We start from the raw sequence: 14,739 nt of genomic DNA, 5'->3' as shown, positions 1-14,739 counted from the left end.
TGACTTCTTCATAGACATCGAAGAAGTCACCGCATTCATTCAACGCTTATGCGTACCGGGCCAATTCAAGTTTTGCGATAGCATTTCGATGCACTTCGTCGGGGCCATCGGCGAGTCTTAAAGTCCGCGCGTGCGCATACGCGTAGGCCAGCGGGAAATCGTCCGACACGCCTCCAGCGCCGTGGGCCTGAATTGCCCAATCAATGACCTGACACGCAATGTTCGGCGCGACGACCTTGATCATCGCGATCTCGCCGCGCGCGCCCTTGTTGCCGACAGTGTCCATCATGTAAGCAGCTTTCAGCGTCAGCAAGCGCGCCTGTTCGATCATGATTCGCGCTTCAGCAATGCGTTCCTGCGTCACGCCGTGCGCGGCAATCGGTTTGCCGAACGCGACGCGTTGCGATGTTCGTTTGCACATCAGTTCAAGCGCGCGTTCGGCTAGTCCGATTAACCGCATGCAATGATGAATGCGTCCCGGTCCGAGACGTCCTTGCGCAATTTCGAAACCGCGCCCTTCGCCCAGCAATACATTCGATGCCGGCACGCGCACGTTCTCGAGCGTGATATCCATGTGGCCGTGCGGGGCGTCGTCGTAACCGAACACCGAAAGCGGCCGATGCACCGTGATACCGGATGAATCCGCAGGAACGAGAATCATCGATTGTTGCTGATGTTTCGGGGCCTCGGGATCGGTCTTGCCCATCACGATATACACCTTGCAACGCGGATCGCCCGCGCCCGACGACCACCATTTGTGCCCGTTGATCACGTAGCTATCGCCATCGCGCACGATGCTGCATTGAATGTTTGTTGCATCCGACGAAGCCACGTCAGGCTCCGTCATCAGGAACGCCGAACGAATTTCGCCTTGCAGCAGCGGTTCCAGCCATTGCTGCTTTTGCTGGTCGCTGCCATAACGTTCGATGGTTTCCATGTTGCCCGTATCCGGCGCGCCGCAATTAAAGACTTCGGGCGCCCACGGAACGCGTCCCATGATCTCGCAAAGCGGCGCGTATTCCAGATTGCTCAAACCCGCGCCACGCCCCGATTCGGGAAGGAAGAGGTTCCACAGGCCGGCATCGCGCGCGTTCTGCTTGAGCGTTTCGATCAGATCAAGCGGAATCCACGCGTCGCCTTTTGCACGGTTCGCCGCGATCTCCTGATTGAATGCGCGTTCGTTCGGATAGATATGTTCATCGAAGAAAGCGGTCAGCTTGTGGCGCAACTCCTGCACCTTCGGCGTGTAGTCGAAGTTCATCTCGTCTCCTGATTTCTAATGGCTCTTATCCGGTCACTTTCTGCGCGTATTTCCACGCGAGTTCGGCCATTGGCCGAGCGCGTTTGCCTGCGTCGATAGCTTGCGCACTCGCCGCCGTGCCTTCGCTCACACGCTTCATGATTCCCTGCAGAATCGCGCCGATCCGGAACATGTTGTAGGCGAGATAAAAATTCCAGTCGCCCTGGATTTTCAGGCCGGTGCGTTCGAGATATCGCGCGACGTAGGTTTGTTCGTCGGGAATGCCGAGCGCCGCCCAGTCGAGCCCGCCGATGCCGCGAAATTGCGTCGGATCGACGTGCCATGCCATGCAGTGATACGCGAAGTCGGCGAGCGGATCGCCGAGCGTTGAAAGTTCCCAGTCGAGCACGGCGAGCACGCGCGGCTCCGTTGGGTGGAAGATCAAATTGTCGAGCCGGAAGTCGCCGTGAACGATCGATACGCTTTCGCCGCCGCGCGGGATGTGCTGCGGCAGCCATTCGATCAGCTTGTTCATCGCTTCAATGGGTTCGGTTTCCGATGCAACGTATTGCTTGCTCCATCGGCCGATCTGGCGCTCGAAATAATTGCCGGGCTTGCCGTAGGTTTCGAGACCCGCTCGCGCGATATCCACCGAATGCAACGCCGCGATCACGCGATTCGTCTCATCGTAAATGGCGCCGCGCTCGGCGGGTGTCATGCCCGGCAGCGCCTGATCCCACAACACGCGTCCCTCGATGAACTCCATCACGTAGAACGCGCGGCCGATCACGCTCTCGTCATCGCACAGCGCGAACATTTTCGCGACGGGCACGTCCGTGTCTGCAAGCGCGTCCATCACGCGATATTCGCGATCGATCGCATGCGCCGACGGCAACAGCTTCGCCGCCGGACCCGGCTTGGATCGCATCACATAGCTGCGTGCAGGCGTGATCAGTTTGAAGGTGGGATTGGACTGGCCGCCGGCAAATTGCTCGACGCTCACAGGTCCGGCGAAATCGTCGATATGTGTTTCGAGCCACGCCGATAACGCCGGCACATCGAACTGTTGCCGCTCGTTGACGGGCCGCGTTCCTTCGAACGCCGAGAAATCCTGCTGTTCCGGCGAGGGCGCGTCGTTTGCAGTCATCGTTGTCTCCTGCGGTTTTGGGTGTATCTCGTGGGCAGCGGCGTCGCGCCTCGAAGCGCTGTTATTGCTGCACGCTGGTTTACTTCAGAACCGACGTGTACCGCACGAATTGTTCGTAGAGCAATTCCATGGTCGTGTTGCGGACGCTTGCGTGAAGCGGCGAGGGCGGCGAGTGATTCAGCGCGCGGATGACCCAGTCGCCGGGTTTGTCGCCGACGTCGAGCGCGTTGATGCAACCCGTCGTCTGCGATAAATGCCCGAAAAACATCCGTCCGCCGCCCGTGATTGCGTGCGATAACAACGCGCGGTTGACGCCGCCGTGCAGCACGAGCAACGCCGTATCCCACGATGCATCGTCGCGCAGACGCTGCAGCGGCGGCACCACGCGATCCATCAATTCGCCGATAGTCTCGCCGCCGAGAAAAGCTGTTGTCTCGGGCACGATGCCATCGAACACGCTGAGAAACGCGCGCTCGAAATCTTCCGGCGGCAGGTTGCTCAACCGACCGCCGCGAATTTCTTCCCACTCGGGCCAGACATCGATTTCGATTTCCTGTGCCGTTTCAGCCAGCACGCGCTGTGCCGTCTCGCGTGTTCTGGGCAGACCGCTGACAATGACTTTATCGAAGCGAATCTGCTGAGCCTCGAACGCGCGTCCGGCCGCAGTGGCTTCGTCGCGCCCGCGCTCGTTGAGCGGCACGTTGATTGGATCGATGGCGCGGCCGGTTGCATCGAAATACGTGACGTCGCCGTGACGCATCAAAAAGATGCGGCGGCGTTTGGGAAGTTCGTAGGCTGTCGTCATGATTTGTAGAGCGGTGGCCGCTTTTCGAGGAACGCGTTGATGCCTTCATGCGCGTTACCGTTGTAAAGCGCGTCGACAAAACCATCGCGTTCGGCATCGAGTTGTTCGGCGAGCGATTGCGTTTCCGCCGATGCAATCAGCGTCTTGATTTGCGCCAGCGCTTTCGGCGCCATGCGACCGAGTTCATCGGCCCAGGCGATGGCGGTATCGAGCGCGGCGCCGGGTTTTGTCACGCGATTGACTACGCCGACATCGTGCAAACGCGTGGCGCCAACCGGTTTCGCTTCCAGCAGGATTTCGGTGGCGAGCGCGCGTGGCAAAGCGCGCGTCAGAAACCACGAACCGCCGCCATCGGGCGTGAGGCCAACGCGCGCGTACGACATGACGAACTTGGCGTCATCGGCGGCAACCAGCAGGTCGCACGCCAAAGCCAATGAAAAGCCGGCGCCCGCGGCCGCGCCTTCCACGGCAGCAATCACCGGTTTGGTGGACGAGCGCAGCGCCACGATCCATTCGCCCAGCATGTCGATGCTCGCCGCCTGCACCGATGGATCCTTCGCGCGGTTTTCAAGCAGACGGTTGAGATTGCCGCCGGCGCAAAAGAAGTTGTCGGCGCCGGTCAGGACGATTGCACGCACGGACGTATCGCGCTCGGCTGTGTTCATTGCCTCGATCCCGGCTGCGTACATGTCCGGGTGCAATGCGTTGCGCGCGCCCGGGTTGGACAGCTTCAGCACGAGTGTGGTGTCGCTTTCGGCCGGGCGCGCAGAGAGTAATTCGGCGCTCATTGTGCGGCCTCGTCGAAGGTAAGCGACAGGCCGAGTTGCGCGCGACGCGTCAACCAGGGCGACGGCCGATATCGCGGATCGCCCAGCACGCTTTGGATATTGCGCAGGATGGTCAGGATGGTCGTCGCGCCGAGTGCATCGCCGAGCGCGAGCGGACCGCGCGGATAACCGAGGCCGAGCGTCACGGCGAGATCGATATCGGCGGGCGTCGCGATGCGTTGCTGCGCGATATCGCAACCAATATTCACGATGGTCGCCACCACGCGCTGCGCTACGAACCCGGTGGAATCGCGGATCACGGTGACGGGAACGCCATCGAAAGCGAAGAGGGCGTGCGCGGCGTCGCGGAACTCGGCCGTGGTCGCGGGCGTTGTCATGATGGTGCGGCGGGCGGCGTCGGCGAGCGGGAAGAGTGTGTCGATGGCAACCGTGCGCGTTGCATCCAGCTTCTCCGCAAAGCACGCCGTGGTTGCATCGTAGCCGAACGGCGTGACGATGATCAGCGAATCCGGCGCGGGCGTCCCGCCGGTATCGATGGTCACGTTCGTTTCCATCTTCGCGATCAGCCGGAACACGTCCTCGCGTGCATGGACCGACGCGCGGCTCACCCAGACGCGACGCGGCAACGCGGTTGGCGCGGGTGCTTCTTCGGGCGCCTGCTGCTTGCCATCGACATACTTATAGAAACCTTCGCCAACCTTGCGCCCGATCAAACCGCCCGCGAGCCGCGTACCGGTTATTGGTGAAGGCGTGAACCTGGGTTCTTCATAAAACTGGTGATAGATCGATTCCATCACCGGATGCGACACGTCAAGCGCGGTCAGATCGAGCAACTCGAACGGCCCGAGCCTGAAGCCGGCTTGCTCGCGCATGATCCGGTCGATATCCACGAAACTCGCCACGCCTTCACTCGCAACCCGCAGGCCTTCGGTATTCATGCCGCGCCCAGCGTGATTCACGATAAACCCAGGCATGTCCTTCGCGCGCACCGGCGTGTGGCCCATCTGACTGCCGAGCGCCATGAGCGCGTCGCCGGCTGCGGGGTCGCCTCGCAAGCCGTCGATTACCTCGACCACTTTCATTAGCGGCACGGGATTGAAGAAGTGCAGGCCGACCACGCGCTCGGGTTTTGTGCATCCGGCGGCGATCGCGGTAATGGACAGCGAGGACGTGTTCGACGCGAGGATGCAGTCGTCGCGAACAATGTCTTCCAGCTCGCGGAACAACTCGCGCTTGACGTCGAGCTTCTCCACGATCGCTTCGATCACGACATCGCAATCCGCGAGATCGGTGATCGCGTCGGCCGCATGAATCCGCGCTAAAGCGTCGTGCGCTTCGGCTTCGGTGAGCTTGCCTTTTGCTGCGAGTTTGTTCAGGGTATCGGCGAGGAACTCGCGCGCGGCCGTGATGGCTTGGTGGTTGGCATCGTAGAGACGCACGGTCAGACCGCCCGTCGCGGCGATCTGCGCAATACCACGCCCCATTGCGCCGCTGCCCACCACGCCTAACGTTCGAATTTCTGTGTCGCGAAAACTCATGATGTGTCTCACTCCTTATTTTGCTAGATTAGCACGGTCGTGCTGTTAGTGAGGTGGCCCACATGGCCGTCGATTGTCTGGCTTACTTAAAAATCAAAGACGTTACTGGAGATCTTGTAATGCTCAAGTTGTATGGTTTTCCGCTGTCCAATTACGTGAACAAGGTGAAATTCGTGCTGCTCGAACATGGCATCGCGTTCGAGGAAGTGCGCGCCAATTTCGGTCAGGATGAAGCGACGCTCGCGTTGTCGCCGCTTGGCAAGGTTCCGTATATCGAGACCGAAGACGGGTCGTTGTGCGAGTCGCAAGTGATCATCGAGTATCTGGCGAGCGCGTACCCGGACAAGCCCATCTTTTCCGCCGATCCGTTCAAGGCCGCCAAGGAGCGCGAGATGATTGTGTTCATCGAATTGCACCTGGAACTGGTTGCGCGCGATCTGTACAAACAGGCGTTTTTTGGCGGCACTGTCACCGATTACACAAAAGCGCGCGCAGACAAAAGGCTTCGTCACGGCATCGCGGGACTCAAGCGGATTGCGAAGTTCGAGCCTTATGCGCTCGGCACGACCTTCAGTATCGCCGATGTCAGTGCGTTCGTGAATTTGCCGCTCATCGGGCTGACGACGAAGGCAGTTTATGGCGCGGATTTCCTGCTGGAAGCGGGGATCGACTGGAAGGCGCACAACAAGCGCGTGGGGGAACGGCCGGCCGCACAGAAAGTGACTACCGACCGGCTCGCGTTCATGGACGCGCAGAAAAAAGAACTGCCGAAGATTTAGGACTTACAGACTGGCGAGACGCTCGAGCGCCGTGCGCAGCGTCTCTTCTTTCTTCGCGAAGCAAAAGCGCACGACGCCCGATTCGTGGCTCTCGTGATAGAACGCGGATACTGGAATGGCCGCCACGCCGATCTCGCTCGTCAGCCATTGCGAGAACTCGGCTTCGGGCAGGTCGCTGATAGCCGAATAGTCTACGCATTGGAAATACGTGCCGTCGCAGGGCAGCAATTTGAAGCGCGAGTTTGCGAGGCCCGCGCGGAAAAAGTCGCGCTTTTGCTGATAGAACGCGGGCAGATCCATATATGGCGACGGGTCCTTCAAATATTCCGCGATGCCGACTTGCATCGGCGTATTCACGGTGAACACGTTGAACTGATGGACCTTGCGGAATTCGGCGGTGAGGGCGGCGGGAGCGGCGACATACCCAACCTTCCAGCCCGTCACATGAAACGTCTTGCCGAAACTCGACACCACGAAGCTGCGTGCAGCCAGATCCGGATAACGCGATACGCTTTCGTGCGGCGCGCCGTCGAAGACCATGTGCTCGTAGACTTCGTCGGAGAGGATCAGCACGTTGGTGCCGCGCATGATCTCGTCGAGCTTTTGCATGTCGGCGGCGCGCCAGACGCGGCCGGTCGGGTTATGCGGCGTGTTGATGATCAGGAGGCGCGTTTTCGGCGTTATCGCGGCGGCGATTTTGTCGAAGGGGAGCGCGTAGTCGGGTGCCTCCAACGATACAAACACCGGCTTGCCGCCCGCCAGTTCGATGGCCGGAACGTAGCAGTCGTACATGGGCTCGATCACGATGACTTCATCGCCGGGATGCACGCAGCACAAAATAGCCGTGAGAATCGCCTGCGTCGCGCCGGCCGTAACCGTGATTTCGCGCTCGACATCGTATTTGCGTCCGTACAGCCGTTCAATCTTCTCGCTGATCGCGTGACGCAGCGGCGCGGCGCCGGCCATCGGTGGATACTGGTTGTGACCGTCGCGCATGGCGTTCGCAACCGCGTCCACGATGCGCGGATCGCACGCGAAATCCGGAAATCCCTGGCCCAGATTGACCGCGCCTTTTTGCGCCGCGAGCGCGCTCATGACCGTGAAGATCGTCGTGCCCACACTCGGCAGGCGCGAAGTAATGGCGGGAACGGCGGCGGAATGCGGAAGGTCGTGCGAGGCGTTCATAGTGTGGTCGATCGGCTGCGCTGGAAGAATGTGTCGTATTTTAAACGTCGATTGCGTTCGTTTCCGCATTGGCCTCGATGTGCGCTTCAATGTGCGCCTCGAAGCTCGTCACGAACGGCGCCGGCTGAGCGATGCGAAAGCCGAAGTCACGCGCCGTGCGTTTAGCTAGTTTGAGCAACGCACGATCCTTCGAGACCAGCCAGTCCGCCTGGGTTGCGTGCGCCAGTTCGAGGAATTTCTGGTCGTCGCGATCCTTGCATTTCGGCAATGGCGGCGCGTCCTCGGGCGGCGGTGCGATCTCGACCAACCGGGAAAGTTGCGCGAGCGTTGCCAGCGCTTTTGCCTTGTCCACGGCAAAACGGACGAACTGCGGATAGTCCAGCACATACGTCAGTTCTTTCAGGCAACGTGCGTCGATCAACGCTTCCAGCGTGCCGGCTTCGAGCGCGGCGCGAATGGGGCGGGAATTGGGGTCATCGAAGACGAGAATGTCGATCCACACATTCGAATCGAGCACGGCGCGCCACGCGGGGGATTTTTTCATTCGATACAATCAAGGGTTTCCGTCTTCATCGTTGGCAAGCAAGCCGGCGAGCCCCTATGATAATCGTTCTCTCGCCGGCCAAATCGCTCGACTACGAGACCCCGCCTCACATCAAGAATTACACGTTGCCTGAATTCACCGCAGATTCCGCCGAGCTCATCAAGGCGCTGCGCAAACTCTCGCCACAGGAAATCGGCAGCCTCATGCATATCTCCGATCCGCTCGCGCGCCTCAATTTCCAGCGTTATGCCGACTGGTCGCCAACGTTCAACTCGGAGAATTCGAAGCAGGCCATGCTCGCATTCAACGGCGATGTCTACGAAGGATTCGACGCGAAATCGCTTCACGCAGCCGATCTCGACTACGCTCAGAATCACGTTCGCGTGCTATCCGGACTTTATGGATTGCTGCGGCCGCTTGACTTGTTGCAGCCGTATCGGCTGGAGATGGGCACGAAGTTCACCAACGCACGCGGCAAGGACCTTTACGCGTTCTGGGGCGACCGGATTACGACGGCGCTCAACGCGCAGATGAAAAAGCAGCGCGGCGCGAAAGTGCTGGTCAATTGCGCGTCCGGCGAATATTTCAAATCAGTCCAGCCGAAGCGGCTCGATGCGCCTATCGTCACGCCGGTGTTCCAGGACTGGAAGAACGGCCAGTACAAGATCATCAGTTTTCACGCCAAACGCGCGCGCGGGTTGATCGCGCGGTTCGCTGTCCAGCATAGAATCGACGAACCCGAAGGCCTGAAAGATTTCGGCAGCAAAGGGTATGCCTTCGACAAAAAGGCATCGACTGAAACAACGTATGTGTATCGGCGGCGCGTCGGGGCATGAAGCAACGGCACCGCTGCAAGACAGGACAAATCGAGGAAGCGTCATGAGCATCTCAATCACGAGTCAATTCGATGCGGGTGCGATCGACGTTGTTTCCGTCGACAATCCCGCCGATATCCGCGTGCGCATCCGCCCCGACAGCCACGCCGATTTCGCGCAATGGTTTTATTTTCGCGTGGGCAACGTCCGTGACGTAGCGCTCACAATGACTTTTGAGAACGCCGCCGATTGCGCGTTCGCCGATGGCTGGCGCGACTATCGGGCGGTCGCGAGCTACGACAGGATCAACTGGTTTCGCGTGCCGACGCGCTACGACGGCCGGGTAATGACTATCGAACACACGCCCGATTTCGACGCCATCTATTACGCGTATTTCGAGCCGTACAGCGAAGAGCGGCACGCGGGTTTTATCGGCGCGGTGCAGCAGATGCCGCACGCCACGCTGACCGAAATTGGCCGCACCGTGCAAGGACGGCCAATGTCGCTTCTGACGCTGGGCTTGCTCGAAGACGACGAAGACGACGAAGCTGAAAACGAAGGAAACCTCGAAGCCAAGAAAAACGTCTGGATCATCGCGCGTCAGCATCCGGGCGAGACCATGGCTGAATGGTTCGTGGAAGGCCTGATCAAACGGCTTGCGGGGTGGGGCGATTGGGCGGGCGATCCGGTCGCGCGCCTGGTCTTCGATCACGCCGTGTTTCACATCGTCCCCAACATGAATCCCGATGGCAGCGTGCTCGGCAACTTGCGCACGAACGCGGCAGGCGCCAATCTGAATCGTGAATGGATGGAGCCGGACGCCGCGCGCAGCCCGGAAGTGCTCGCGGTGCGCAATGCCATGCATGCTATCGGCTGCGATCTCTTCTTCGATATCCACGGCGACGAAGCGCTGCCTTACGTGTTCGTGGCGGGTTCGGAAATGTTGCCGGGCTTCACCGAAAAGCGGGCCGAGGAACAGAAGGCGTTTATCGAATGCTTCAAGCAGGCAAGTCCCGACTTCCAGGACGTGTACGGCTATGAAGCCAGCAAGTATCAGACGGATGCATTGAAGCTCGCGTCGAAATACGTTGGCAATGAGTTCGGATGTTTGTCGCTGACGCTCGAAATGCCGTTCAAGGACAACGCGAATCTGCCGGACGAACGGGTGGGATGGAACGGAGAACGAAGTGCGGCGCTGGGTGCTTCGATGCTGCAGGCCATCTTGCGGCACGTGCAGGCGTTCTGATTCGCGCGCGGATTGAGGCTCAGCGACTGAAAAGGGCGAAATTGTGAATAACGATCTCGCCCCTCGTTTTTTCTGGCGTTAGTGGCTCTTTTTTGCGGACTTGGACGAAGACGACTTCTTCGTAGTGGACGCCGACGCCTTGCCCTTGACCGCTTTCCCGCCCTTGCCTTTGGCGGCGCTGTGCTTGCCGCGAGCGCTGTGGCCTGATCGGGGTTCGGCGCGTGGTCTCTCGGCAGGTACCGGATCATTCCAGCCGAACGCCAGCATCTGGCTGCCTACATAACCGCACCGGAACTTAAGGGTTGAAGGCGTCGTATCGCCTTCCTTCGTCACGCCAAGCCCTTCGACCGTCACGACGTTATCGACCTTGATACGCTGCTTGTGGTCATCAAACGAGTCGTTCCACGGGACAATGCTGCCATGCGCGGTATCGAACGAGCTCGCTGGAAATTCGACATGATCAAATGCCGTCGATGTACTCGCGACAAAGCTGCCGTGCGCTGCGCAGTCGGCCACTAAAGGATTGGCGTTGAAGTCGGTCACGAAGTGATTGACGAGCTCGTTGCGATCGTCGAGCGTATCGGCGATCGCGGCGGCGTTGCAAAGGGCTGACGTGATTGTCGCCACGGATGCGATCGCTACCAGCCGGCCGACCAGCCGAAGCAGTCGACGCGGTACTTGAATACTATCCATCGGGTTGGGCACTAAAAAGACATCAGGCACGTAAGATGCCTGACAGTGAACAGTAGTTCCATCTTATATTAAATTCTTTGGCAATCCGGCGCAGTCAGACTGCGATCAGACTCGCGGACCACGATCCAGCCGATACCGCCGGACGTCAAAGGTCGTTATCCATGCGGGTCGGTAGACCGTGATGAGGATCGTGAAGAGACCGGTGAAGAGCGCCTCGCCGACAACGAGCAGCGTGGCGGCAAGCGAAAACCCCGCGGGTATGAACAGCCGTCCATCGGCGAGGATGATCTGTAGCAGCAGTCCGGAAGCACACGCCACCGCGACCGCAACCGCGGACGTCAGGAAACCATGGCCGAGGATGAATACGAACAAGCTCCGCGGAATCCAAGCCTGAATGGCTTTTTGCATCAGCGAAGATACGGCGACCGGGAGCGCACCGAACAAAAGAAATGTCACCGATACACCCGGCCACGCCGCGTCCAATACGACGGCAGCTAATCCCGTTGCCACTGCCATGCCGGCCATGGCAAGTTGCCAGTCAAACAGCGTGACCATCAGCGTTGCGCCAAGAAGATGAATGGCTGGACCGTCTTCGAACCATGTATTACAGGCCCAGAGGACAGTGACGGCCACCACGATCCCGAACCATACATGCTGAAGCGTTCCGTCCTGCAGCCGCCGGAAAGGATTTTTCCAGATGCCGAGCGCGAGCACACCCGCAGTGACTATCCAGCCACCTATAGCAAGCCACAGCGGGAGAGGTGTGTAGAAGAAACCCATAAATCTCATATTACTCGTTTGCGCCCGAAAACGCGTGCATTGACTGTGCCAGCGTGGTTTCGCCGGCGCAACGCGTCAACTTACGCGTTGCGCCCGCGCTGCGTTTCGTGGTTATGCAGTGTCTTCAGTCGCCAAAACGTGGCAAGGGTTGAGCAGCCATCGGCATCAGGTGCTCATCCTCCTCCGGCCGCGGGGAATAAATCGCTAACGCCGGCGCTCGCAACGGCACCACACCTGCGTCGCCGATAGACGGCCGTGGTGAAGCATCGGCTTCGCGCCTCAAAACCTCCAGATGCCGGTTTTGCCAGCCGTTATAGATTGCTACCGCTGCCGCGCGATTTGGCGCGCCGAGTTGCTGGAAAATGCTGCCGAGATGGATTTTTACGGTGCCCTCACTGATCCCCAAGGTCTTTGCGATGATCTTGTTCGTGCTTCCCATGTGCAGGCAGCGCATGATTTGTTGCTGACGCAGCGACAGCGTGTTGAATCGCTTCAACCCTTTCCGGAACGCTTTTGGTTCAGAGTCGCGTCGCGCCGAGGGACCCGGTTCCAACGCTGGATCGAGTGCATTCACCGGAACGTAATGGCCGCCGAGTAGCACCATTTCCAACGCACGAATGATCAAGGTCGGATCAAGATGGCGGGGCACGACGCCTCGCGCGCCCGCACCCAGGAACAGACGAACTTGAGCCGTCGATGCCTCGTCAACGACGATCGCTGCAGGCGTTCTTGGAAAGGCCTCCAGCAACTTGCGCAGATCTGCCATGCGCATGGCCTTGTGCCAGTCGATCACTATCAAGTCTGGCTCGAACCGCAGGATTGCGCTGGCAGCCTGCCGCCAATCTTTTGCCTCGTTGAAGCGGGCGCGCCGGTCTATATGCCGCAAAAGCGCTTTTAAACCTTCGCGACGCTCTGCTTCTGAATTAACTATCGTGAATTTCATGTCTGCCCCTAGTCATATGATTTTAAATGCGATGCCGTTTTTAGAAGAACGGGCGATATGCGATCAAAACCCATGATGACTAATTGCGGTGAAAAATGCGCCCTGACCAAACGGCATAGGGGATTCTCATGAATTCGCAAGCTATGCAGTTGGGCTATGGATATGTCTCATTTAGATCTGGTTATATACAGATGTTTCTGATTTTTTATGGGGTTACGAATAATAGTAAGATGTTTTCGATCGTTCGAACGGCTTTTAGAAGCCAGGAATTGAGAGCACTAGCGTTTTGAGATAGCGAATTTTTATTTCGCCAAAGTTTGTGATGTGGCGAATTCGCAAAAAAGCCGCTGCAACGTGCGTTGGAGCGGCTATTTGGTTGAATTAATAATCGTGAGTTTTATCGATTGTGTCGTTTTCTTAATTGAAATAACAATCCGTTATTCATGCTTTCATAAAATCAATGAAAGTGAGGCTGCGCAGGTTCAGCGTCTTCCGGCATTTCTGCATGCACGATCTCACCCAATGGATCAGCGTACAGCGGGACGCCGCAGTCTTCACAGTATTCGGGCTCGAAGCGCCCGGAGTGCCGACGGACATCCGTCACGCCCGATCGCTTCAGCAACGCGGCGATCTCTTCAACAGGTCCGTCCGCGCCCTCAAGCTCGGCGGTGTCTTCCGCTGCGCCCGGTTCACCGTTCTCCCGCCCGTAGAGCGGCCAGACAACGCCGTAGATCACCTCATTACTTCCACGGCGGGTAAATCCGATTCGATATTCGTCGATCCGTTGCTCGCCAAAGCCTGCTATGACAGCGCGCAACTCGTCTGGCGCAGTACCTAGCGTATCGAATAGATATCGAACAGCGGTGCGAACCGAGTGTGGTCGAACCTGTTCGTCGGCGTCGCGGCACGCTGAGTAGTAGGCGTCGGGCAAAAGGCATTCGAATTCGCACCCGGGCAAGATGGCCGCGAAGGTCGCTCCACCTTGAGTTGCCCAATGTTCGAGACATTGACCACGTTCCACCCGTACGCCGTCCTTTTCCTCTTGCCAGCGAAACAACGCCGAGCCGGTTGGAACGACAGCCATCGCGAGCAGGAATCTCGGATCGGCGAGAATTGGCGATGTTTCGGGCAGGTCGGCCAGGTTCAGTCGAGCGGGCGCCTGGCCGAGTACGGTCTGAATCAGTTGCTGTGCAACGCGCGACGTTTCTACGTGATGGCGCGGCAACTGATCGATGCTATAGAGAAAAGGCAAAACTGCGACCTTGGCTCCGTCTGCGAGTACGTGGGCCTGCAGCTGTGTACGCAACGCATCGACAATATCCGCCTTTAACGGACCCGACGGGATTGAATATCGCGTCCACGCGAGCACAGGGGCCGCGATCAGAAGGGCGTCATGTGGTACGCCTTCAATTTCCACGGCGAATGATTCGCTGTGCGTTTCGGCCATATCGGCAAGCGCGCCGTATGCATCGGGAAACTTTAGTTGCAAATGGTCGAGCGCGGCGTCGAGCGCCGTTTGATTCCCATTGCGGACAATTTTTGACAGAAGCGTATCGAGGCGCGCTTCCCAAAACCGGTCTTCGATACGGCTGCCCGATGCGAACAGCGAGAGCGAGAGCCCGACAAGCTTGTCGGCGTCAGGGGGAAGTCGTTTGGCGATTCGCGAGCGCATAGGAGGCATTCATCAGGTGCAAAGAACCTTTGATTGTAGTCGCTATATGTGGGCTTGCGCCGTAATGCAGCCCGCGCTTTATTAGGCTGAACAGCCGACGCTGATCAAGTTATCACCACCTCGATGAAATTCTTTTGCTGAACCCCTTGCGCGGTGTTGAAACGGGCACTAGAATTCCGTTCCTTCGCTTCACAACGAAGCGAAGGGAAGTGAGAAAGTGCAGTAGTCGACCAGGAGCTCGAACGCTGCTTTATCGCCCTTCTGCACGCGTTCGACCAGTANTCGATGAAATTCTTTTGCTGAACCCCTTGCGCGGTGTTGAAACGGGCACTAGAATTCCGTTCCTTCGCTTCACAACGAAGCGAAGGGAAGTGAGAAAGTGCAGTAGTAGTGGCGCGCAAGAGGATGCCGCAGAGCCAAGCAGGACGGGCCTTGCAGCAGAATCGGAAGTCAGAGGTTGAGTAAAAAACCTGTTGACGAAAAGCGAAACGTTCTACATAATCTCGTTTCTGTGCTGCAAACGCAGCGACGCGAAGGCGGTGGTGTTCTGAGGGTTGGGATGCT

The 14,739-nt window shown here is 58.6% G+C and carries 14 protein-coding genes; 3 read left to right on the top strand and 11 right to left on the bottom strand.

What is annotated here, in order from left to right:
* Positions 1–46: 46 nt before the first annotated feature.
* From ASG35_RS05630 to ASG35_RS05610, 5 genes are all read right to left on the bottom strand, one after another.
* A complete protein-coding gene (locus tag ASG35_RS05630; protein WP_056353928.1) occupies positions 47–1,261 on the bottom strand; it encodes an acyl-CoA dehydrogenase family protein in 1,215 nt (404 codons plus the stop codon).
* Between the two features lie 25 nt (positions 1,262–1,286).
* Positions 1,287–2,387 (bottom strand): phosphotransferase, encoded by a 1,101-nt coding sequence (locus tag ASG35_RS05625; RefSeq protein WP_056353925.1) that lies wholly within the window; start codon positions 2,385–2,387, stop codon positions 1,287–1,289.
* 79 nt (positions 2,388–2,466) lie between these two features.
* A complete protein-coding gene (locus ASG35_RS05620; protein ID WP_056353922.1) occupies positions 2,467–3,192 on the bottom strand; it encodes a histidine phosphatase family protein in 726 nt (241 codons plus the stop codon).
* A complete protein-coding gene (locus ASG35_RS05615) occupies positions 3,189–3,980 on the bottom strand; it encodes an oxepin-CoA hydrolase, alternative type (RefSeq protein WP_056353920.1) in 792 nt (263 codons plus the stop codon). The genes ASG35_RS05620 and ASG35_RS05615 overlap by 4 nt, the downstream gene beginning before the upstream one ends.
* Positions 3,977–5,518 carry a 3-hydroxyacyl-CoA dehydrogenase gene (locus ASG35_RS05610; protein WP_056353917.1) on the bottom strand — a complete coding sequence of 514 codons (1,542 nt, stop codon included), beginning with the start codon at positions 5,516–5,518 and terminating at the stop codon, positions 3,977–3,979. The genes ASG35_RS05615 and ASG35_RS05610 overlap by 4 nt, the downstream gene beginning before the upstream one ends.
* 119 nt (positions 5,519–5,637) lie before the next feature.
* Between ASG35_RS05610 and ASG35_RS05605 the strand changes: the two genes are divergently transcribed.
* Positions 5,638–6,297 (top strand): glutathione S-transferase family protein, encoded by a 660-nt coding sequence (locus ASG35_RS05605; RefSeq protein WP_056353914.1) that lies wholly within the window; start codon positions 5,638–5,640, stop codon positions 6,295–6,297.
* A 3-nt stretch (positions 6,298–6,300) separates the two neighbouring features.
* Here the strand turns inward: ASG35_RS05605 and ASG35_RS05600 are convergent, their stop codons facing one another.
* On the bottom strand, positions 6,301–7,482 hold the full coding sequence (locus tag ASG35_RS05600) for a pyridoxal phosphate-dependent aminotransferase (RefSeq protein ID WP_056353911.1): 1,182 nt from the start codon (positions 7,480–7,482) through the stop codon (positions 6,301–6,303).
* A 40-nt stretch (positions 7,483–7,522) separates the two neighbouring features.
* Entirely contained in the window at positions 7,523–8,026 is a 504-nt protein-coding gene (locus ASG35_RS05595) for a putative toxin-antitoxin system toxin component, PIN family (protein WP_056353909.1), read from the bottom strand.
* A gap of 56 nt (positions 8,027–8,082) precedes the next feature.
* Between ASG35_RS05595 and yaaA the strand changes: the two genes are divergently transcribed.
* Entirely contained in the window at positions 8,083–8,862 is a 780-nt protein-coding gene (yaaA, locus tag ASG35_RS05590; protein ID WP_056353906.1) for a peroxide stress protein YaaA, read from the top strand.
* A gap of 43 nt (positions 8,863–8,905) precedes the next feature.
* The gene (locus ASG35_RS05585; protein ID WP_056354533.1) at positions 8,906–10,087 is read left to right on the top strand and encodes a M14 family metallopeptidase; all 1,182 of its coding nucleotides are present in this window, start codon (positions 8,906–8,908) and stop codon (positions 10,085–10,087) included.
* Positions 10,088–10,165: 78 nt separating this feature from the next.
* Here ASG35_RS05585 and ASG35_RS05580 read toward each other — a convergent pair whose 3' ends face one another.
* The 4 genes from ASG35_RS05580 to ASG35_RS05565 all read right to left on the bottom strand — a co-directional run bounded on the left by ASG35_RS05580 (position 10,166) and on the right by ASG35_RS05565 (position 14,175).
* Positions 10,166–10,780, bottom strand: coding sequence for a BspC domain-containing protein (locus ASG35_RS05580; RefSeq protein WP_056353903.1), 615 nt, complete (start codon positions 10,778–10,780; stop codon positions 10,166–10,168).
* A 105-nt stretch (positions 10,781–10,885) separates the two neighbouring features.
* The gene (locus tag ASG35_RS05575) at positions 10,886–11,560 is read right to left on the bottom strand and encodes an energy-coupling factor ABC transporter permease (RefSeq protein WP_056353900.1); all 675 of its coding nucleotides are present in this window, start codon (positions 11,558–11,560) and stop codon (positions 10,886–10,888) included.
* Positions 11,561–11,684: 124 nt separating this feature from the next.
* Complete coding sequence (locus tag ASG35_RS05570; RefSeq protein WP_056353897.1) at positions 11,685–12,503, bottom strand: response regulator transcription factor; 819 nt, start codon at positions 12,501–12,503, stop codon at positions 11,685–11,687.
* 457 nt (positions 12,504–12,960) lie between these two features.
* Positions 12,961–14,175 carry a DUF2863 family protein gene (locus ASG35_RS05565; RefSeq protein WP_056353893.1) on the bottom strand — a complete coding sequence of 405 codons (1,215 nt, stop codon included), beginning with the start codon at positions 14,173–14,175 and terminating at the stop codon, positions 12,961–12,963.
* Between the last annotated feature and the right edge of the window lie 564 nt (positions 14,176–14,739).

The organism is Burkholderia sp. Leaf177, assembly GCF_001424345.1.
In the GTDB taxonomy this organism is placed as follows: Bacteria; Pseudomonadota; Gammaproteobacteria; order Burkholderiales; family Burkholderiaceae; genus Caballeronia.
This window is presented reverse-complemented; position numbering and strand designations above follow the sequence as displayed.